Raw genomic sequence first — 18,522 nt, 5'->3', positions numbered from 1 at the left:
ATTGCAGGCAATCTGGTCGCCCGTCAAGGGCTTTCGTATGCCGGCCGAACGTCGGCGATCAGCGGCGAGTGCGTGACGTTGATGCCCTCGAGGGTGAATGCGTGCGCGGGATAACGCACTGGCTCAATAGTGCCATCCGGGTGGGCAATAGCCCCACCGCCAGTGGGGATGCCGACACCGCCGACCGAGCCCTCGAGCATCTGAATCGCCCGCGACAGCCGCGCCCAGCCGGCTCGCTCGTCGTGCACGTCGATGACTAAGGGCACGAGCTTGAACACGTCGAGCAACTCCGTTGCCCCGGAGTCCGGTGCCTCGAGAACCCCGTACTGTCCGAGCTGGACCGCGCCGGCCGAAATGCCCACCAGCACCGCCCCTTTGGCATAGCGGTCCAGGATCACTTCTCGCATGCCGGTTTTCACGAACGTGTCCCAGCCAAGACGCACATCGCCACCCGCGAGGATGATCAAAAGGGCGCGCTCCAGGAAGGCGCGGTCGTCGCGGTCGAATGACGACCCGATCATGCGACGGTCGACGACGCCCACTGCGTCCATTGCCGCCTCGAAGATTTCGTAGAACTCCGGGTTGTCCCCGTTGGAGGCGCCGATGTAGGCCGCGCTGATCGGCGCGGCTTGGGGCAACGCGTCCATGGCTGCCTCGAGGAGCAGCCGGTCGTGACGCTTCCAGAACAGCAGCTGACTGTCCGCCAGCAGATAGAGCGGTTGGGGTTGCGGCGCCGTCGCCGATCTCCCCGCGGCATCCGGCATGCTGTCACCCTATCGGCGCAATGGTGACCGCGACGGATGTCCACCAGCTACTGCACCGGCCGGTGCACCCAGAAGGCCGGCGTCGCGCCGCGCTCATCCACATACCGAACGTCGGTGTTCACCCGAACGTTTACCGTTGGTACCTATGGACAGCGACCGGAGTGACTCCGCCTTCACCTGGCAGGGCCGGCGCGAACTGGTGAGCCGGATGCATGACCAGCTCGATGAGCTGGTCGCGGCGCGCGACCAGATGGAACAACTGGTGCGGGTCATCGTCGAGATCGGCTCCGATCTGGACCTGGATGTCACGCTGCATCGAGTCCTCAGAGCCGCGATGGAGCTGACCGGCGCCCGCTACGCCGCGCTCGGCATCCGCGCAGCCGACGGCACCCTCGTTTCTTTCGTGTACGCCGGGATCGATGCGGAGACCGCACGCCGGCTCGGCGATCTGCCGGTCGGCGACGGCCTGCGCGTCGACGATCTGAATTCCCATCCGGCGACCCGCGCGCTGGCCGGACGGGAGCCGCCCATGCATGCGCTCCTCGGCATCCCGATCACCGTGCGGGCGGCCAACTTCGGCAGCCTGTACCTTGCCGACGATCGGTCGGGTCGGGTCTTCTCCAATACGCAGGAAGGCGCCGTGCGCGCCATGGCCACGGCCGCGGCCGCCGCCATCGACAACGCCCGACTGTTCGAGCGCGAGCGTGAATCGGCGAAGTGGACGAAGGCCAGCCGCGAGATCACCACCGCGTTGCTGTCCGGCGATCCGCAGACGGGGCCGCTGCAGCTGATCGTGAACCGGGCGCTGGAGCTGGCCGGCGCCGAGCAGGCCATCCTGCTGGTTCCCCAGGAGGCCGACCTGCCCGCCGACCAGGTCGACACCCTGGTGGTGGCCGCGACGGCCGGCCGGTACTCCTCGGAGGTGATCGGTCGGCAGGTTCCGATGGACGGGTCGACCACCGGCGGTGTGGCCAGGCGCGGGTTGCCGCTGATCACCGATTCGTTCCAATACCCGATCGAGGGCTTCACCGATGTCGGTGAGCGCTCGGCGATCGTCATGCCGCTGATCGCCGACGACGCGGTGCTTGGCGTCATCGCCGTCGCCCGCGACCCGCATCAGCCCGCGTTCGGCGACGACTACCTCGACCTGGTCAGCGACTTCGCCCGGCATGCGGCGATCGCCCTGGCGCTGGCGGCCGGCCGCGAACACGCGCTCAACCAGGAACTGGCCGAAGCCGACACCGTCGATGAGGCGGTGCAAGCCGCCGCGGAAGAACTGCGCCGGCTCTGGCGGGCGCGCCGCGTTCTGGCCGTCACCTTCCCGACGCAATCCTCGTCCACCACGGAAACCGCCTTTGGTGCACCGCGGGTGGTGGCGGTCGGCGGGCCCGGGGACTGGGATTCCCTGCCGCCGGACACCCAGCAGGCGCTCAGCTCATTGCGCGACGGCGACCTGTTGACCCCCAACGCGACGCAACCTGGAACGGCGGGCATCGCGCTGCGGCACCCCGACGGCGTGCTCGTGGTCTGGATGGATCTGACCGCGCAGCGCCCGTTCACCCTGGAGGACCAGACCTTGTTCACCGTGCTGGCCGGTCGCCTCGGCCAGGGTTTGCAACGGGTGCACCAGGTGGATCAACAGCGCGAGACGGCACTGGCCCTGCAGCACGCGATCCTGGGGCCCGCGGATCTGCCCAACGGGTTCGCCGTGCGCTATCAGGCCGCAACCCGGCCCCTCCAGGTCGGTGGTGACTGGTACGACGTCGTCGACCTGGATGACGGGCGCATCGCGCTGATCGTCGGCGACTGCGTCGGCCACGGCCTGGCCGCCGCGACCGTGATGGGCCAGGTGCGCAGCGCCTGTCGCGCGCTACTGTTCGAAAACCCAAGTCCTGGTGCGGCTCTCGCGGGGATGGACCGCTTCGCCGCGCGGCTGCCCGGCGCGCAGTGCACGACCGCGGTTTGCGCGGTGCTCACCCCCGAGACCGGTGAACTCGTGTACTCCAGCGCCGGTCATCCGCCGCCCATCCTGGTGCACGGCGACGGCAGCACCCAGATACTCGATCAGGGCCACACCATCGCGCTGGGGATACGGGGCAACTGGATTCGCCCGGAGGCCCGTGTGACCATCCCGGCGCGTTCGACCCTGGTGCTCTACACCGACGGCCTGGTCGAACGGCGGCGGGTTCCGCTGGACCACGGCATCTCCCGCGTCGCAGGCATCGCCCAGGATTCGCGCGCATTGGCGCTGGAGGATCTGGCAAACCAGGTCATGTCCCGCGTCGCGCCGCACGGCGGCTACCAGGACGACGTCGTGCTGCTGCTCTACCGGCACCCGGCCCCGCTGGAGCTGAACTTTCCCGCCGACGTCGGTCAGCTCGCTCCCACCCGGAGTGCCTTGCGTAACTGGCTGAGCCGAGCCCGGCTGGACCCCGACCAAACCATGAACGTGCTCGTCGCCGCCGGCGAAGCCGTCGCCAACGCCATCGAGCACGGCCACCGTCACAGACCGCAGGGCATGATTCGCCTCGGAGCGGTCGCGGTTGGTGACGAGGTCCAGCTGACCATCACCGACACGGGCTCCTGGAAGGCTCCGCAACCGTCTTCCTACCCGCACCGCGGCCGCGGCATTCCGTTGATGCGCAGCCTGATGCAGGATGTCGACATCCGTCCGGACACCAACGGAACCACCGTTCACCTGTCCGCGAGGATCACCTGATGACCACCCCGCTCACGCTCGACACCGCGCGCGGCAGCGACGGGAAGTTCGTGCTGGTCGCCGAGGGGGAAATCGACCTGAGCAACATCGACGAGTTCAACCTGGCGTTGGCCAGCGCCGCGACCGGCGACGGGGCGCTGCTCGTCGACCTCAGCGCGGTGGAGTACCTGGACAGCGCCGCCATCAATACCCTGGCCGCCCACGCCGATCGGATCGAACTCGTCGCGCACCCCGTCCTGATGCCCGTGCTCAGGGTCAGCGGTCTCACCGAACTGACCACCATCCAGGCCGCGCCGCCGGCAGCGGGGCACTGACGCCGACCCCGGCATTCTGAATCACGTTGCGGTGCAGCGTAACTGCGGCGGCCGCTGGCAGGGGTCCGTGCCGCATGCGACGATGGCGTCATGGGTGACGACGCGCTGAGCTCGGAGCGGGAATTCAACGAGCGGAACATCGAAGAGTTTCGCCGCAATGGCGGCAAGGTGGGCGGGCAATTCGAAGGTTTCCCGCTGCTGCTCCTCACGTCGACCGGTGCGCGAAGCGGCGCCCAGCGGGTCAACCCGGTGGCCTACTTCGATATCGACGGCAAAATCTACATCGTCGGCTCCGCGGCGGGCCGGGACAACAATCCCGCCTGGGTGCACAACATCCGCGCCCATCCGCAGGTGTCGATCGAGATCGGCTCGGAGCCCGCCAAGCCCGCGACCGCGCGCGAATTGCCGCGCGACGAAAGGGATTCGATCTATCCAGTGGTGGTCGAGCGCGCCCCCGGGTTCGGCGAATACGAACAGCGCACCGATCGGCTGATCCCGGTCTTCGAATTGGTGACCGACTGAAGACACGGCCCGCCAACGGCATTCAGCTCGTGAATTCGGCACGTTAACGGGTCCATTGCCGCACAATGATGGGCGCGGGTTTCGTCGGATGCGACCGGTCATCACCGCCCGCCTTGCCCAAACGACGAAGTGAGGTCGGCGATGAGACATTACTTGCGGCGCCCTGTGATCGGCGCGGTCGCGTGCGTGTTGGCCGGGTTGCCGGTGACGGTGATCGCCACCCCGGCGATCGGCCGCGCCGACGGTGAATGCGCGCCCGGTTGGGGCTGGAGCGTCGATCTGAATCAATGCGTCTTCCTGCTCCCGGCCGCCAACGGACCGGGCGGACCAGGGGGCCCCGGCGGGCCTGGGGGACCGGGTGGCCCTGGCGGGCCCGGAGGCCCCGGAGGCCCCGGAGGCCCTGGCGGCCCCGGGCGTCCCGGCCCACACTAGACATCTCGTCTAACTGCGGAAACGCGGCGCTCGGACCGGTGAACCGGCCGGACGGCGGGGCGGGGGAACTCCACGCGTCTGTCAGTCGTTATACCGGCTAAGTAACCGGTGATTCCGAGGGGGACGACAACCGCATGCCACGCACAGACAACGACACCTGGGATTTGGCGACCAGTGTGGGCGCGACCGCGACGATGGTCGCAGCCGCGCGAGCGATCGCGACCAACGCCGACAACCCGCTGATCGAAGACCGCTTCGCCGAGCCGCTGGTCCGTGCCGTCGGGGTGGACTTCTTCACTCGCTGGGTCTCCGGCGACCTGGTGGCCGCCGACGTCGATGACCACGAATCCGGCTGGAAGCTCGAGCACATGCCGGTAGCGATGGCCGCCCGGACACGATTCTTCGACTCGTTCTTCCAGGCCGCGACGGGGGCCGGGATCCGACAGGCGGTGATCCTGGCATCGGGCCTCGACGCGCGCGCCTACCGGTTGGACTGGCCGGCCGACATGACTGTCTTCGAAATCGACCAGCCGCAGGTGATCGAATTCAAGGCAGCCACGCTGGCCGAGCTGGGTGCGGCCCCGCGGGCCGAGCTGCGCACGGTCGCCGTCGACCTGCGCCATGACTGGCCAAAGGCGTTGGTAGAAGCCGGCTTCGACAAGAGCCAGCCCACCGCGTGGATCGCGGAGGGGCTCTTCGGGTACCTGCCGCCGGAGGCGCAAGATCGCCTGCTAGACAACATCACCGCACTCAGCGCTGACGGCAGTCGGCTGGCGTGCGAAGCTATTCCGGACATGTCAGAGGTCGACACGGAGAAAGCCCAGGAGATGATGCAACGGGCCACCGCGAAATGGCGTGAGCACGGCTTCGACCTGGAATTCGGCGAGCTCGGTTACCAGGGCGAGCGCAACGACGTCGCCGTCTATCTGGACAACCTGGGATGGCAGTCGCACGGCATCCGGATGACCGAACTGTTGGCCGACTCCGGTCTGGATGCGATCCCGCAGACCAACGACTCCGTCTCGGTGGCCGACACCATCTACTACAGCTCGGTGCTGAGCAGATGACGGCACCGCAGCGGCGAGGGCTCAACGAGGCCGTCACGCGGATATGGAGCTTCCTCGCGCCGGCCTACGATCTGCCCTTCCTGCAACAGTGGGTGTACCGGCCTCCGCACAACGAGGTGATCGCCCAGCTGCGCAACCACGGCGCGCGCAAGATCGCCGATATTGCCTGCGGCACCGGCATTTTGAGTGACCGGATCCAGCGTGAACTGCAGCCCGACGAGATCTATGGCGTCGACATGTCCGAAGGCATGCTCGGCCAGGCGCGCGCCAGGTCGGATCGGGTGCAGTGGATGCGCGGCCCGGCCGAGCAGCTCCCGTTTGCCGACGGCGCTCTCGATGCCGTCGTGACGACCTCGGCCTTCCATTTCTTCGACCAGCCGGCGGCGTTGCGTGAGTTCCACCGTGTGCTGGCACCCGGGGGATTGGTGGCCGTCTCGGCGCTGAGTACGCGCCAACCCCGGCTGCAGTCCTCCGCGAGCTCTCGGTGGAAGCCACAACACAACGCGTCCGCACCCGAGATGCGGACGTTGTTCGAGAACGCCGGGTTTGTGATCACCGATCAACACCGGATCCCGCGACCGGTGTGGACGGCGCTCGTGTCCGACCTGTTGACTGTCGGCACCAAAAGCTGAATGCAGCACCGGGCGTGAAAACCGCCCGGTGCCAACGCCTTAACTGGAGACGCCCGCTTCGCCAATCGGCGAAGCGGGCGTCTTGTCAGCTATCGATCACAGCGGGATCCACACTCCGAAGAGCCAGAAGCCCCACTGGTTGAAACCGGGATCCCAGATCGGGGTTTCCTGGTAGCCCCAGTAGTTGATCGGGCCGTAGTCCCAGCGCCCACCGGGCGGGGGAAGCGGTCGATCCCACGCCGGCCGCGGCGGTTCGCCCGCGCCCCAGGGTCCGGGTCCGTCGCCCCACGGGGCGCCGTGGAAGTAGCCGCGCTGGGCGTCTCCATGCCAGGGGCCGCCGGGGTGGGGATCGGGTCCACCGAATCCGCCGGGAGCACCGGGGTGATCGCCGGGGCCGCCAGGACCGCCGGGGCCACCGGGGTGGTCGCCAGGCCCGCCGGGCCCGCCAGGGCCGCCGGGGTGATCAGCGGGTCCGGCCGGGCCACCGGGACCGCCAGGGTGACCGGGCCCGCCAGGACCGCCGGGCCTCCTGGACCGCCGGGGCCTCCTGGACCGCCGGGGTGGTCACCGGGGCCACCAGGACCGCCGGGGCCACCGGGGCCGCCGGGATCGTTCGGACCGGTGGGCGCGTGGCCACCGCCGGGGGCCGCCGGCCCGCCATGATTACCCGGAGGCTGTGGCGCTCCGGGAGCAGCGTTGGCAAACCCGGCGCCCATTCCCAGGGCCGCAGCGCTGAGCGCTCCGGCGATGGTCACCCCTCCGACAAGTTGCTTCAACTTCATGATGCTTCACCTATCCACTAGGGATCTTTGCAAGGAAGTTCCTTGGAACACCCCCCGTTACGTCCCGACGCTAGATAGCCTCCCTATGGACTGGCTGTGACTCGCCCATGCAGAACTTTTGGCCGGGCGGCCCGCCCCACGGTGGTTTGCCGCACATCTGGGCCGGGGCGCCGCGGCGGCCGTACCCGTCGCTACCAGGCGATTGGACTGCAGATCCAGGCACTTCTCAGCCGGCGCGCGGGCTGGTTTGGGAAGGCTACGTTGGCTAGTCTGCCCGGGTTTTCCTCTATATGGTTGCGCCCGTGTCGAGTGCGTCACATCCCCATGAACCCCACGTCGGCTCGGTGTCATCGAAGCTGAATTGGCTGCGCGCGGGCGTCCTGGGCGCCAATGACGGAATCGTCTCCACCGCGGGCATCGTCGTAGGGGTCGCGGCGGCCACCGCCGAACGCGCCCCCATATTGACCGCCGGCAGCGCCGGACTTGTCGCCGGTGCGGTGTCGATGGCGCTGGGCGAATACGTCTCCGTGAGCACCCAGCGCGACACCGAGAAGGCGCTGTTGAGGCAAGAGCGTCGCGAACTGCGCGAAGATCCCGTCGCCGAATTGGACGAGCTGGCCACGCTATACGAGGCGAAGGGCCTGACGCCGGCGACCGCCCGCACGGTCGCAGAAGAGCTCACCGATCACAATCCGCTGCTCGCCCACGCCGAGGTCGAATTGGGCATCAACCCCGAGGAGCTGACGAACCCGTGGCAGGCGGCATCGTCATCGGCGCTGTCGTTTGCGGTCGGCGCCTTGTTGCCGTTGGTCGCGATCCTGGTTCCGCCCGCGACGTGGCGGGTCCCGGTCACCGTCGTCGCGGTGCTGATCGCGCTGGTGATCACCGGTGCGGTCTCCGCCGGTCTGGGCGGGGCCCGGAAGGGGCGCGCGGTCCTGCGCAACGCCATCGGCGGCAGTCTCGCGCTGGCGGTCACCTACCTGATCGGCCATCTGGTGGGCGCCGCACTCGGCTGACCACCGAACCCGGGCGTCGCGGTGCGGTGCGTGTCGGGTGACTGGAAGCGCAACTGTAACATCGACAGTTGCGGTCCTCAGCAGAGCCCGCAATCCCATCACGCGGAGGGTCATGCAGTGGCCGAGCCCAATATCGTGCCCGATGAAGCTCAATGGGCGGAATCGGTGCCGTATTTCGAGCGCGACGAAAAGTACTTCGTGCCAACCAAAATCGCGCGCGGCGGATGGGGCCCATCGCTGAGCGGCCATGTCGTCGGCGGACTCCTGGCGTGGGCGGTCGAGGATGCGGTTCAGGATCCCCAACTGCAACCTGCGCGGCTGACCGTCGATCTGCCCCGGCCGACGGCCTTGGCGCCGCTCGAGGTGCACACGCAGGTGCGACAGGACCGACGGCGGCTGCGGCTGGTCGAGACCGTGATCATTCAGGACGGTGCCGCGGTGGCACAGGCGAGCGCCCTGTTCCTGCGGCGCGGCGCGCAGCCCGAGGGGCACGTCTGGTCTCTGCCGGTGCAGATGCCGCCGATCCCGCTGGACGAGGCGTACTCGACGCTGTTCATGCGAACCTACGGCTGGGGCGCCGACGTGCAAAACCCCGACCCGGGCTGGCCGCAGACCGACGGCCCGAAATACACGTGGATCCACGAGACGCGCCCGTTGATCGACGACGAACCGCTCACCGCGTTCACCCGCGTGGCGATGGCCGGTGATATCACGGCCTCGATTGCCAACTGGGGCACCAACTCCCTGCAGTTCATCAACGTCGACTACACGCTCACGCTCAGCCGGCTGCCCGAGGGCGACCAGATCGGGCTCGCCTCGCTCACGCATCACAGCCATGACGGGGTGGCCAGCGGCTCGGCGGTCCTGGTGGACGCGAAGGGTCCGATCGGCACCGGTGTCTCCGTCGGGATCGCGCACTCGGGATTTCGTCCTCCCTCCGCCGGCCCGTCGGCCGGGTGAGGCCGGAAGGGCAGGCGCGGTGACGTTTTGGGCATTGATCGCCGAGGCGGCGAAGCGGGGATCGAACCGGCCCCTGCTCGCCGACGAGTACGGACGAAGGCTGACCGCCCGGCAGCTGCACGACGCCGCGTGCGCGACCGCCGCCGCCCTGGCTGAACGCGGCGTCCGCGCGGGCACCGTCGTCTCCTGGCAGCTGCCCACCACGCTGGAAACCATGGTGGTGATGGCCGCACTCGCGCGACTCGGTGCGGTGCAGAACCCGATCATCCCCATACTGCGGGAAAGCGAAGTCGGCTTCATCACCGGCCAGCTGGACACCGAATTCTTTGTGGCCCCAGAGGTTTGGCGCGGGTTCGACCACGGCGAGCTGGCCCGGGGGCTGTCGGCGGCCCGGGGCTTCGAGGTCATCACCCTCGACCTGGCAACACCGCCGGCCGCCGGCGAGCTGCGGCTGCCCGGCGCCGACGCCGAGGCCCTGCCGGCGCCACCGGCATCCGCCGACGACACACGCTGGATCTACTACTCCTCGGGAACCACCGCGGCCCCCAAGGGGATCCGTCATACCGACAGGTCGGTCATCGCCGGCTCGGCCGGAGTGGTGGGCATGGTGGGGGCCAACAGCAGCGACGTGGATCCGATCGCCTTCCCGATCGCGCATATCGGCGGAGCCGCGATGCTGGCCACCGCGTTGCTGACCGGCATGCGGTTGGCCCTGTTCGAGGCGTTCGATCCGGCCACCACACCGTGGGCCATCGCCGCACACAATCCGACGTTCCTGGGCACCGCGACCCCCTTCTTCGTCGCCTTCCTCGAAGCCCAACGCGCCCAGGGCGATCGGCCGCTGTTTCCCTCGGTCCGGGGCTGCCTGGCCGGAGGCGCACCCGTCACCGCCGAACTGGGCCGCCAGGTGCGCGAAACCTTCGGGCTGGCCGGAATCGCCAACGCCTGGGGGATGACCGAGTTCCCCTGCGCGACTTCGCCCCCGCTGACCGCCGCGCCCGAGGTGCTCGACCACACCGTCGGGCCTCCGGTGCCGGGAGTACAGGTCCGCGCGGTTGACAACCACGGCGTCGAGCTGGGCACCGGACAGGAAGGGGAGCTGCGGCTCAAAGGTCCCCAGTGCTTCCTCGGCTACGCCGACCCCACGCTTGACGCCGACGCGTTCGACAGCGACGGCTGGTTGCGCACAGGCGATCTGGGCCTGATCGATGTCGACGGCAACGTCCGCGTCACCGGCCGCACCAAGGATGCGATCATCCGCAACGCCGAGAACATCTCGGCCCTCGAGATCGAGAACGCGCTGGCCACCCATCCCGCCGTCGCCGATGTCGCCGTCATCGGGATCCCGGACCCGCGCACCGGCGAACGCGTCTGCGCCGTCGTGGTACCCGCCACGGCCGACGGCGTGTCATTGGAATCCCTTGTGCGGCATTGCCGATCACGCGGCCTCAGCCGCTACAAACACCCCGAGCACCTGGTGGTCGTTGATACGCTGCCGCGCAATCAGTTCGGCAAGGTGATCAAAAAGGATCTGCGTCAGGCCTTCGGGTAAGCGGGAACGTGCCCGCAGCGCCTACAGCCCCTTGGGCGCGTCGCGGACGGCCTGCACCGCCGCGGCATCGCCGTCGAAGTCGACGTTGGCCTGGCGCCCCACCGAGAACAGCAACAGCTCCTCGGGCGCACCGGTCACCGTCACCGCGGGCCCCTGACCGGCGGTGAGCACCGTCTTGCCCTCCGGGGTACGCAACGCGACCCGGCCCGGCACCTTCGCGAGCGTGAGCCGGGCCATCAGCGGCAGGGTGCGCCGCAGCATCTTGCCCAGCGCGGGCTCCAGCGAGCGCGGCTCCCAGCCGGGCTGCGCGCGGCGCACATCCTCGTGGTGGACGAACATCTCGGCGACGTTGGCCACCGGGTCGAGCAATTTGAGTGGCGAGTAGACCGGCGGGCCCGCGGCGAGCTTTCCGACCAGCTCGTCCCAGTCGTTCTGCTCGGCCACCTGGTTCTGCACCCTCTGCGTGTGGGAGGCGAAGAACGGGATCAGGATGCCGGGCGCCGCGTCGGGACGGTACTCGCGGATCACCAGGTGGGCGGTCAGGTCCCGCGTCGTCCATCCCTCGCACAGGGTGGGTGCGTCCGGCCCGACGCCGCGCATGGTTTCCACGAGGGCGGCACGTTCGCGTTGCGCAACAGACATGCGTTCAGCCTAGAGCTGGTCGCGCCCGAAGAGGACGGGTCCACCGGACACCGGTGGTCGGCGGCTCGGTAAATTTGAAACGTCATGCTGTCGAAGGGAATGTCATGAGCGCGCACGTCGAGCAGTTGGAGTTTCAGGCAGAGGCCCGGCAACTGCTGGATCTGATGGTCCACTCCGTCTACTCCAACAAGGATTCGTTTTTGCGGGAGTTGATCTCCAATGCTTCCGACGCCCTGGACAAGCTGCGGCTGGAGGCGTTCCGGAACAAGGACCTCGACGTCGACACGTCCGACCTGCACATCGAGATCGACGTGGATAAGGATGCGCGCATCCTGACCATCCGGGACAACGGCATCGGGATGACCCGCGCCGAGGTGGTGGACCTGATCGGCACGCTGGCCAAGTCCGGCACCGCCGAACTGCGCAAGCAACTGCGCGAGGCGAAGAACGCCAAGAACGAGGCCGCCTCCGAGGAACTCATCGGTCAGTTCGGCATCGGTTTCTATTCCAGCTTCATGGTCGCCGACAAGGTCGAACTGCTCACCCGCAAGGCCGGCGAGAGCGAGGCCACCAAATGGGAATCGAGCGGCGAGGGCACCTACACCATCCAATCGGTGGACGACGCCCCGCAGGGAACGTCGGTCATCCTGCACCTCAAGCCCGAAGACGCCGAGGACGAGCTGCACGACTACACCTCGGAGTTCAAGATCAGAAGCCTGGTGAAGAAGTACTCCGACTTCATCTCGTGGCCGATCCGGATGGAGGTCGAGCGACGTCAACCGCCCGCCTCCGACGAAGAGGGCGGCGAGGAGACCGTCACCATCGAGACCGAGACGCTCAACTCGATGAAGGCGCTGTGGGCCAGGCCCAAAGAAGAGGTCTCCGAGGAGGAGTACAAGGAGTTCTACAAGCACATCGGGCACGCCTGGGACGACCCGCTCGAGGTCATCGCGATGCGCGCCGAGGGCACCTTCGAGTACCAGGCGCTGCTGTTCATCCCGTCGCACGCCCCGTTCGACCTGTTCAACCGCGACGGCCAGACCGGGATCCAGCTGTACGTCAAGCGCGTGTTCATCATGGGCGACTGCGACGAGCTCATGCCCGAATACCTGCGTTTCGTCAAGGGCGTCGTTGACGCGCAGGACATGTCGCTCAACGTGTCGCGGGAGATCCTGCAACAGGACCGGCAAATCAAGGCCATCCGGCGGCGGTTGACCAAGAAGGTGCTCGCCACGATCAAGGATCTGCAGTCCGAGCGCCCGGAGGACTACCGCACCTTCTGGACCCAATTCGGGCGGGTCGTCAAGGAGGGCCTGCTGTCGGACTTCGACAACCAGGAGACGCTGCTGCAGATCTCGTCGTTCGCCTCGACGCACAGCGAGGAGGAGGCCACCACCCTCGCCCAATACGTCGAGCGCATGAAGGAGGGCCAGACGCAGATCTTCTACGCCACGGGGGAGTCACGTCAGCAGATCCTGAAGTCGCCGCACCTCGAGGCGTTCAAGGCCAAGGGCTATGAGGTGCTCCTGCTCACCGACCCGGTCGACGAGGTTTGGGTGGGGACCGTGACGGAGTTCGACGGCAAGCCGCTGCAGTCCATCGCCAAGGGCGAGGTGGACCTCAGCGCCGACGGTGACGAGAGCGAGGCCGAGCGCGAGGAGCAGCAGAAGGAATTCGCCGATCTGCTCGCCTGGCTGAAGGAAACCCTGAGTGACCACGTCAAGGAGGTCCGGTTGTCGAACCGCCTGACGGACTCGCCCGCCTGCCTGATCACCGACGCCTTCGGGATCACGCCGGCGCTGGCGCGCATGTACCGCGCTTCCGGGCAGGACATCCCGGTGGGCAAGCGGATCCTCGAACTCAACCCCACCCACCCGCTCGTCACCGGCCTGCGCCAAGCCCACCAGGACCGCAGCGACGACCCCTCTGTCGCGGAGACCGCGGAATTGCTCTATGGCACAGCACTTCTTGCCGAAGGCGGCGCGCTCGACGATCCGGCGAGGTTTGCCGAGATACTCGCCGGCCGGTTGGCCCGCACGGTGTAACTGGGCATTTACCGGCAAATACGCCATTTCCGGGATTGAAAACTTGCTGGCAGGGATACTTAGATCCCATGCCTACGTTTCGCGTTATCGACCCGCGGGGCCGGGTCGTCGCGACGAAGAATTTTGCCAACGCGGAGGCCGCGCACGCCTGGTTCGTCAACTCCGTCGGCGGCAATACCGAGCTGGGCTGGCGCATGGAGGTCAACGACGACGGGCAGTGGGCATTCTTCGATGACACCGAGGGCTTCACCGCGCCGGTGAGCCACCGGCCGAAACGGCGCTGACGCGCCAGCCGTCGGCGTAATAGCACGGCGGATTGCCCTCGGCGTCCGGCGGTGGTGGCGCGCAGATCGATAGCCCGACGCATGGCTGGGCACTGGCCGAACCGGGGGCGGCGGGCGCGGCGGCAGGTGTGCTGGGCGCAACGCTCGTGCTCACCGCCGCCGGCGACTTCGTCGAGGTTGGGCCGGACGTGTTGGACGGCGCGGCGTGCTGCGACCCGCACGCCGCCAGCCCCGCGCAGGCGATCGCGGCGAGGGCCCACAGGCGCGGTGCGGCGTCGAATCGCCTTACGCGCCAACCCACTTCAGTGGCATACTTCGCAGGCCACGCCGTCGTTATCGCGGTCGAGTCCGGGCCGGTAGCCCGGCTGGCCGCGATAGATCGGCGCGACACCCGCGGCGCAGGCAGCCCTGCAGGTGGGGTAGTACGCGCTGCCACCGGTCGTCGGCGACGGCGACGTTGTGGTCGTCGGGGGAGCGGCCTGGGCGGCGGGCGCCCCCGCAATTCCCACGGCGATTGCTCCAACGATGAATAATCCACGAAACACGTTCGGGGTCCTCCTGTTAGCAAAACAACGATGGTTGCTGACGACTACAGAGCTAACACCCTGACTCGACTGTTGAGCAAGAGGCTACTGCGGTCCGCATCGCGATCTGACGTTCGACGTACGCTCCCACCATGCATGTCGACGCGATGACGATTCCCCAGCCGCTCGGCCAAATCGGTGACCTCGCCCGGAAGACCCAATCCGCCGGGTTCTCCGGTCTGTTGTTCACCGAGACCGGCCGCACCGCGTACCTGAACGCCGCCGTGGCGTCGCAGGCCGCACCGGATCTGGAGTTGTCGACGGGCGTCGCGGTGGCGTTTCCGCGCAGTCCGTTCGTGACGGCCGCCGCCGCGTGGGAACTGCAGGAGGCCACCAAGGGGAAGTTCCGGCTGGGCCTGGGCACCCAGGTACGCACCCACGTGGTGCGGCGCTACGGCACGGCCTTCGAGCGGCCCGGGCCCCGGCTGCGCGACTACTTGCTCGCCGTGAAGGCATGCTTCGCGGCGTTCCGCTCCGGGACGCTGGACCACCACGGTGACTTCTACGACCTCGACTTCATCACCCCGCAGTGGAGCCCGGGCCGATCGACGCCCCGGACCCCAAAGTCGATATCGCAGCGGTCAATCCGTGGATGCTGCGGATGGCCGGCGAAGTTGCCGACGGTGTCCACGTCCACCCGATCGGCGAACCGGGCTACCTGGCCCGGCACGTGCTGCCGACGGTCGCCGAAGGCGCGGCCAAAGCGGGCCGTTCATCGTCGGATCTCGCGATCATCGTGCCCGTCATGACGATCGTCGGCGACACGGACGAAGCGCGCGCAAAGCAGCGCGAGGTCGTGCGCGCCAGCATGGCCTTCTACGGCAGCACGCCCAACTACGCATTCATCTGGGACGAGGCGGGTTTCGAGGGAACCACCGCCCGGATCCGGGAGAAGCAGAAGGCCGGAGACTACGCGGGAATGGCGGCCCAGGTCAGCGACGATCACATCGCGGTCTTCGCCACCGAGTCGACCTGGGACGGGCTCGCCGACGCGCTGATCGCGAAATACGCCGGAACGGCAACGCGGTTGGTGATGTACAACTCCGTCGCCGATCAGGACCGCTTCGAGCGATACGGCGAGGTGGCCCGCCGGATACAAGCGGTCAGCGGCTGAGCTGAATGGCCTTGACCACCAACAGCAACGCCCCGACCACCAGGTAGCCGCGCAGCGCGATCATCGCGAGCCGGGTTCCGGGTGACCAGGTGACCGGCTCGAGCAGCGCCAGCGGGGGCATGCGCCAGGTGTTGCGATCGACGCCGCGGGCCGGAAGTTGTGGCTGGGGCCGCGACGGCTGCCGGCGCGCCACCCAGCGCAGCACCGGCGCCGCGCCCGCCGCGAGGATCACCAGCCCCAGCGTCAGATAGCCCGCGACCGCGACGACGTTGAGGTCGGGAAACAGCGTGGTAGCCATCAAGATTCCGGACAGTAGCAGTAGCACGCCCACGATCAGCCCGGCCACCCAATTGAGCCAGGACCGATTCACCCACGGCCCCAACACCTCTCGGTCGTTGCACAGCAGCAGCAGGAACACGCTGGCGCTGGGCAGCAAGAGACCGGCCAGCGCCTGCACCGCGGTGGTGATCAATCCCAGCGGGGCGCCCGGAATCAGCACGATGGCCGCGGCCAGCACCACCATGGCGGTGTAGGACAGGTAGAACTGCTTGGCGTCGGAGAAGCCACGGTGCAGCGAATGCTTGAGGCCGAACACGTCTCCGAAGGCGTAACTGGTGGCCAGGGTCACCGCGGCGGCCCCGATGATCGAGGCGTCCATCAGCACGATGGCAAAGATCGAGCCGAGTATCGGGCGGTGCGCGCCCAGCAGATGCGCCGTGGCGCCGGCATCGGTGAAGCCGCCAATGGTGTTGGTGGAGCGCGCCGCCCACTCACCGGTCATCATCAGCGCGGCCGCGCCGACCACCACCACGAAGGCGCCCAGCACGGTGTCCGCGCGTTCGTAGCCCATGAACCGGGGGGTGATGCGCTTGTCGACGACGTTGGACTGCTGGAAGAACAGCTGCCACGGCGCTACGGTGGTGCCGACGATGGCGATGATCAACAGCACCGCGTCCGAACTGACGCCGCCCGAAATACTGGGCACCACAAACGACTTCGCCGCGTGCCCCCACTGTGGATGCGACATCAGCAGCATCGGGATCTGCAGCAGCGTGACCGCGATGAAGATGAACATGGCTCGCTCCCATCGACGGAAGCTGCCGCTGGCCATGATCGCCACCAACGCGACCGCCGAGATCGGTACCACAACGTATTTGGAGACGCCGATGTATTCGGCGGCCAGGCTGATGCCGATGAACTCGGTGACGATGGTCAAGAAGTTGAGCAGGAACAGGTCACCGACCGAAAACCAGCCCCAGCCGCGGCCGAAGCGTTCGTTGATCAACCGGGCGTGCCCGACCCCGGTGACCGCGCCGAGTCGCACCACCATTTCCTGGTTGACGATGAGCACCGGGATCAGCAGCAGCAACACCCACAGCAGCGAGTAGCCGTAGTTCTGGCCGGCCTGGGCGTAGGTGGCCACCCCGCCCGCGTCGTTGTCGCCGACCATCACGATGATGCCGGGCCCGACGATCGCGAGCAGGGTCAGCAGCCGCGTCCGCCAGGTCCGGGCGTGCTCGGTCTCGCCGACGCTGATGCGCCCGAACGCCCCCTCGATGTCACCCAGGTGGGCGCTGTCCAGCACCGCGGTGCGCCGTTGCGCCGACTCGGGGCGCTGCACGTCCGCACCCTGCGGGTCGGCCTCGGTGGTGTTCTCGCCGCCGGAGCTCACTGCGGGCTACCTCCGGTGGGCGGTGTGTCACGGTCGTCGGCGGCGATTTCGCGGATGGGCCGCGGCGCGGGCTCGCGGCGTCGCCAGTCTTCGGGAATGGTCGCCTCCAGCACGTCGTCGACGGTCACCACCCCCAGTAGGCGGTCCTGCTCGTCGACGACGGGGATGGAGTAGAGATTGAAGTCGGCCATCAGCAGCGCGATATCGGTCAGATCCGCGACGGCGTTCACCCGCACCGGATCGGAATCCATTAGGGCTCCCAGCTTTTCGGAAGGGTCGACCTGCAGCAGGGTGATCACCGAAACGACGCCGTCGAGACGCTTGTCCTCGTCGAGCACGTGCACCTTGATCAGCGCTTCCGGCTGGATGCTGCGCGAGGCGGCAATCAACGCCAACGCCTCGCCCGCCGTCGCGGTGGGCGAGCATGTCACCGAGTCGACATTCATCAGCCCGCCGGCACTTTCGGGGTTGAACCCCATCAAGGTGATGACCTTGGTGCGTTGCGGGGCCGGCATCAGCTCCAGCACACGGCGGCGCCGCGACTGGCGCAGGTCGACGATGGCGTCCGCGGCGTCGTCGGCGCGCATCCGGCCCAGCAGCGCGGCGACCTCGTTGTCCGGCATGTCATCGAGCAGCCGGCTGGCTTTCTCGGGATCCAGCTCTTCGAAGACGTCGGCCTCCAACTCCGGGTCGCTGTGCACCCGATCCAGGATCTCGCCGCCCTCGGCCTTGTCCGCTTCCTCGAGAAGGTCGGCGATTTCGGCGGCCTTGAGGTCACCGAACCGATCCGACAGACGCCGCACGGCATCGGAACGCGCGTGACCGATCAGCGGCTCGAATGCCTTCCAATCGCGCGACGCGTGCCCGCCCGAATGCTTGATCAGCCCGAACAACCGTGGGGGACGGCGGGTATCCAGGCGGGTGACCATCCAGCCCTCGCCGGTCTCTTCCAGCTCGACGTCGTACGCGCGCACCAGCTCGACGGTCGCCACGTCGATCAACCGGTGGCCCAGCACATCGGTGCGCAACAACACCTCGCCCTCGCGCCGTTCGAACCCGCGAAGGTCAACCTTGTTCTTGGTCAACAGAACCCGGTCCGCGGAGTACTCGTCGATGGACTTGTCGCCGATGAACACCAGGCGTCCGCCGACCCCGGCCACGATGCCGGCCACCAACGGATACTCCTCGGCGCCGCGCAGCCGCACGATCACGTCCTCGACGCGCCCCACGGTTTCTCCGGCGCGCGCCAGCACGGGCGCGCGCAACAGCTGCGAGAGGTGGATGACCGGCTGCCCGGCGCGCGGCTTGGACGCCTTTTCCGATGTGCCCACGTATCCCTCCTCAAGGCGGTACGACCTAACCCGCGGACAACCTACCCCGAAACCGGGTATCGCGGCGCGATGCGGCTTCAAATCGATCGT

15 protein-coding genes and 2 pseudogenes are annotated in these 18,522 nt (G+C 67.9%); 11 read left to right on the top strand and 6 right to left on the bottom strand.

Going from position 1 to position 18,522, the window contains the following annotated elements; genetic code table 11:
- Positions 1 to 23 precede the first annotated feature (23 nt).
- Positions 24 to 764 carry a Type 1 glutamine amidotransferase-like domain-containing protein gene (locus B9D87_RS08995; RefSeq protein WP_007770421.1) on the bottom strand — a complete coding sequence of 247 codons (741 nt, stop codon included), beginning with the start codon at positions 762 to 764 and terminating at the stop codon, positions 24 to 26.
- A gap of 145 nt (positions 765 to 909) precedes the next feature.
- Between B9D87_RS08995 and B9D87_RS08990 the strand changes: the two genes are divergently transcribed.
- The 5 genes from B9D87_RS08990 (at position 910) to B9D87_RS08965 (ending at position 6,450) form a co-directional block, all read left to right on the top strand.
- Positions 910 to 3,483, top strand: a complete 2,574-nt coding sequence (locus B9D87_RS08990) for a SpoIIE family protein phosphatase (protein WP_007770423.1) — start codon at positions 910 to 912, stop codon at positions 3,481 to 3,483.
- Complete coding sequence (locus B9D87_RS08985; protein WP_007770425.1) at positions 3,483 to 3,797, top strand: STAS domain-containing protein; 315 nt, start codon at positions 3,483 to 3,485, stop codon at positions 3,795 to 3,797. The genes B9D87_RS08990 and B9D87_RS08985 overlap by 1 nt, the downstream gene beginning before the upstream one ends.
- A gap of 90 nt (positions 3,798 to 3,887) precedes the next feature.
- A complete protein-coding gene (locus B9D87_RS08980) occupies positions 3,888 to 4,319 on the top strand; it encodes a nitroreductase family deazaflavin-dependent oxidoreductase (protein WP_007770426.1) in 432 nt (143 codons plus the stop codon).
- A 566-nt stretch (positions 4,320 to 4,885) separates the two neighbouring features.
- Positions 4,886 to 5,818 carry a class I SAM-dependent methyltransferase gene (locus B9D87_RS08970; RefSeq protein WP_007770427.1) on the top strand — a complete coding sequence of 311 codons (933 nt, stop codon included), beginning with the start codon at positions 4,886 to 4,888 and terminating at the stop codon, positions 5,816 to 5,818.
- Positions 5,815 to 6,450: a class I SAM-dependent methyltransferase gene (locus tag B9D87_RS08965; protein WP_007770428.1), complete on the top strand. Its 636-nt coding sequence runs from the start codon at positions 5,815 to 5,817 to the stop codon at positions 6,448 to 6,450. The genes B9D87_RS08970 and B9D87_RS08965 overlap by 4 nt, the downstream gene beginning before the upstream one ends.
- A gap of 96 nt (positions 6,451 to 6,546) precedes the next feature.
- Here B9D87_RS08965 and B9D87_RS27705 read toward each other — a convergent pair.
- Positions 6,547 to 7,232, bottom strand: a pseudogene (locus B9D87_RS27705) (chitin-binding protein).
- 302 nt (positions 7,233 to 7,534) lie between these two features.
- Here B9D87_RS27705 and B9D87_RS08955 point away from each other — a divergent pair.
- The 3 genes from B9D87_RS08955 (at position 7,535) to B9D87_RS08945 (ending at position 10,760) form a co-directional block, all read left to right on the top strand.
- Positions 7,535 to 8,248, top strand: coding sequence for a VIT1/CCC1 transporter family protein (locus B9D87_RS08955; protein ID WP_040630168.1), 714 nt, complete (start codon positions 7,535 to 7,537; stop codon positions 8,246 to 8,248).
- Between the two features lie 117 nt (positions 8,249 to 8,365).
- Entirely contained in the window at positions 8,366 to 9,208 is an 843-nt protein-coding gene (locus B9D87_RS08950) for a thioesterase family protein (protein WP_007770431.1), read from the top strand.
- A gap of 19 nt (positions 9,209 to 9,227) precedes the next feature.
- Positions 9,228 to 10,760, top strand: coding sequence for a class I adenylate-forming enzyme family protein (locus B9D87_RS08945; protein ID WP_007770432.1), 1,533 nt, complete (start codon positions 9,228 to 9,230; stop codon positions 10,758 to 10,760).
- Between the two features lie 21 nt (positions 10,761 to 10,781).
- Here B9D87_RS08945 and B9D87_RS08940 read toward each other — a convergent pair whose 3' ends face one another.
- Positions 10,782 to 11,402, bottom strand: coding sequence for a TIGR03085 family metal-binding protein (locus B9D87_RS08940; RefSeq protein ID WP_007770433.1), 621 nt, complete (start codon positions 11,400 to 11,402; stop codon positions 10,782 to 10,784).
- 104 nt (positions 11,403 to 11,506) lie between these two features.
- On the opposite strand from B9D87_RS08940, the gene htpG reads away from it, so the two are divergent.
- Entirely contained in the window at positions 11,507 to 13,447 is a 1,941-nt protein-coding gene (gene htpG / locus B9D87_RS08935; RefSeq protein WP_007770434.1) for a molecular chaperone HtpG, read from the top strand.
- A gap of 68 nt (positions 13,448 to 13,515) precedes the next feature.
- Positions 13,516 to 13,731 (top strand): hypothetical protein, encoded by a 216-nt coding sequence (locus B9D87_RS08930; RefSeq protein ID WP_007770435.1) that lies wholly within the window; start codon positions 13,516 to 13,518, stop codon positions 13,729 to 13,731.
- A gap of 302 nt (positions 13,732 to 14,033) precedes the next feature.
- Here B9D87_RS08930 and B9D87_RS27245 read toward each other — a convergent pair whose 3' ends face one another.
- Complete coding sequence (locus tag B9D87_RS27245; protein WP_238553412.1) at positions 14,034 to 14,240, bottom strand: excalibur calcium-binding domain-containing protein; 207 nt, start codon at positions 14,238 to 14,240, stop codon at positions 14,034 to 14,036.
- 167 nt (positions 14,241 to 14,407) lie between these two features.
- On the opposite strand from B9D87_RS27245, the pseudogene B9D87_RS08920 reads away from it, so the two are divergent.
- Positions 14,408 to 15,429: pseudogene (locus B9D87_RS08920) on the top strand (TIGR03617 family F420-dependent LLM class oxidoreductase).
- Here B9D87_RS08920 and B9D87_RS08915 read toward each other — a convergent pair.
- Together B9D87_RS08915 and B9D87_RS08910 are read right to left on the bottom strand one after the other, a co-directional pair.
- Positions 15,419 to 17,101: an NRAMP family divalent metal transporter gene (locus tag B9D87_RS08915; RefSeq protein ID WP_007770441.1), complete on the bottom strand. Its 1,683-nt coding sequence runs from the start codon at positions 17,099 to 17,101 to the stop codon at positions 15,419 to 15,421. The pseudogene B9D87_RS08920 and the gene B9D87_RS08915 overlap by 11 nt on opposite strands.
- Positions 17,098 to 18,432, bottom strand: a complete 1,335-nt coding sequence (locus B9D87_RS08910) for a magnesium transporter MgtE N-terminal domain-containing protein (RefSeq protein WP_007770442.1) — start codon at positions 18,430 to 18,432, stop codon at positions 17,098 to 17,100. Before B9D87_RS08910 ends, B9D87_RS08915 begins: the two co-directional genes overlap by 4 nt.
- Between the last annotated feature and the right edge of the window lie 90 nt (positions 18,433 to 18,522).

This window comes from Mycobacterium colombiense CECT 3035 (assembly GCF_002105755.1).
In the GTDB taxonomy this organism is placed as follows: domain Bacteria; phylum Actinomycetota; class Actinomycetes; order Mycobacteriales; family Mycobacteriaceae; genus Mycobacterium; species Mycobacterium colombiense.
The sequence above is the reverse complement of the archived record's forward strand: the minus strand, read 5'-3'. Positions and strand labels throughout refer to the sequence as shown.

Coding starts and splice junctions, on each gene's coding strand:
- B9D87_RS08930 (WP_007770435.1), top strand. CDS start 13,516: ATGCCTACGTTTCGCGTTATCGACCCGCGGGGCCGGGTCGTCGCGACG.
- B9D87_RS08970 (WP_007770427.1), top strand. CDS start 4,886: ATGCCACGCACAGACAACGACACCTGGGATTTGGCGACCAGTGTGGGC.
- B9D87_RS08965 (WP_007770428.1), top strand. CDS start 5,815: ATGACGGCACCGCAGCGGCGAGGGCTCAACGAGGCCGTCACGCGGATA.
- B9D87_RS08995 (WP_007770421.1), bottom strand. CDS start 764: ATGCCGGATGCCGCGGGGAGATCGGCGACGGCGCCGCAACCCCAACCG.
- B9D87_RS08980 (WP_007770426.1), top strand. CDS start 3,888: ATGGGTGACGACGCGCTGAGCTCGGAGCGGGAATTCAACGAGCGGAAC.
- htpG (WP_007770434.1), top strand. CDS start 11,507: ATGAGCGCGCACGTCGAGCAGTTGGAGTTTCAGGCAGAGGCCCGGCAA.
- B9D87_RS08990 (WP_007770423.1), top strand. CDS start 910: ATGGACAGCGACCGGAGTGACTCCGCCTTCACCTGGCAGGGCCGGCGC.
- B9D87_RS08940 (WP_007770433.1), bottom strand. CDS start 11,402: ATGTCTGTTGCGCAACGCGAACGTGCCGCCCTCGTGGAAACCATGCGC.
- B9D87_RS08985 (WP_007770425.1), top strand. CDS start 3,483: ATGACCACCCCGCTCACGCTCGACACCGCGCGCGGCAGCGACGGGAAG.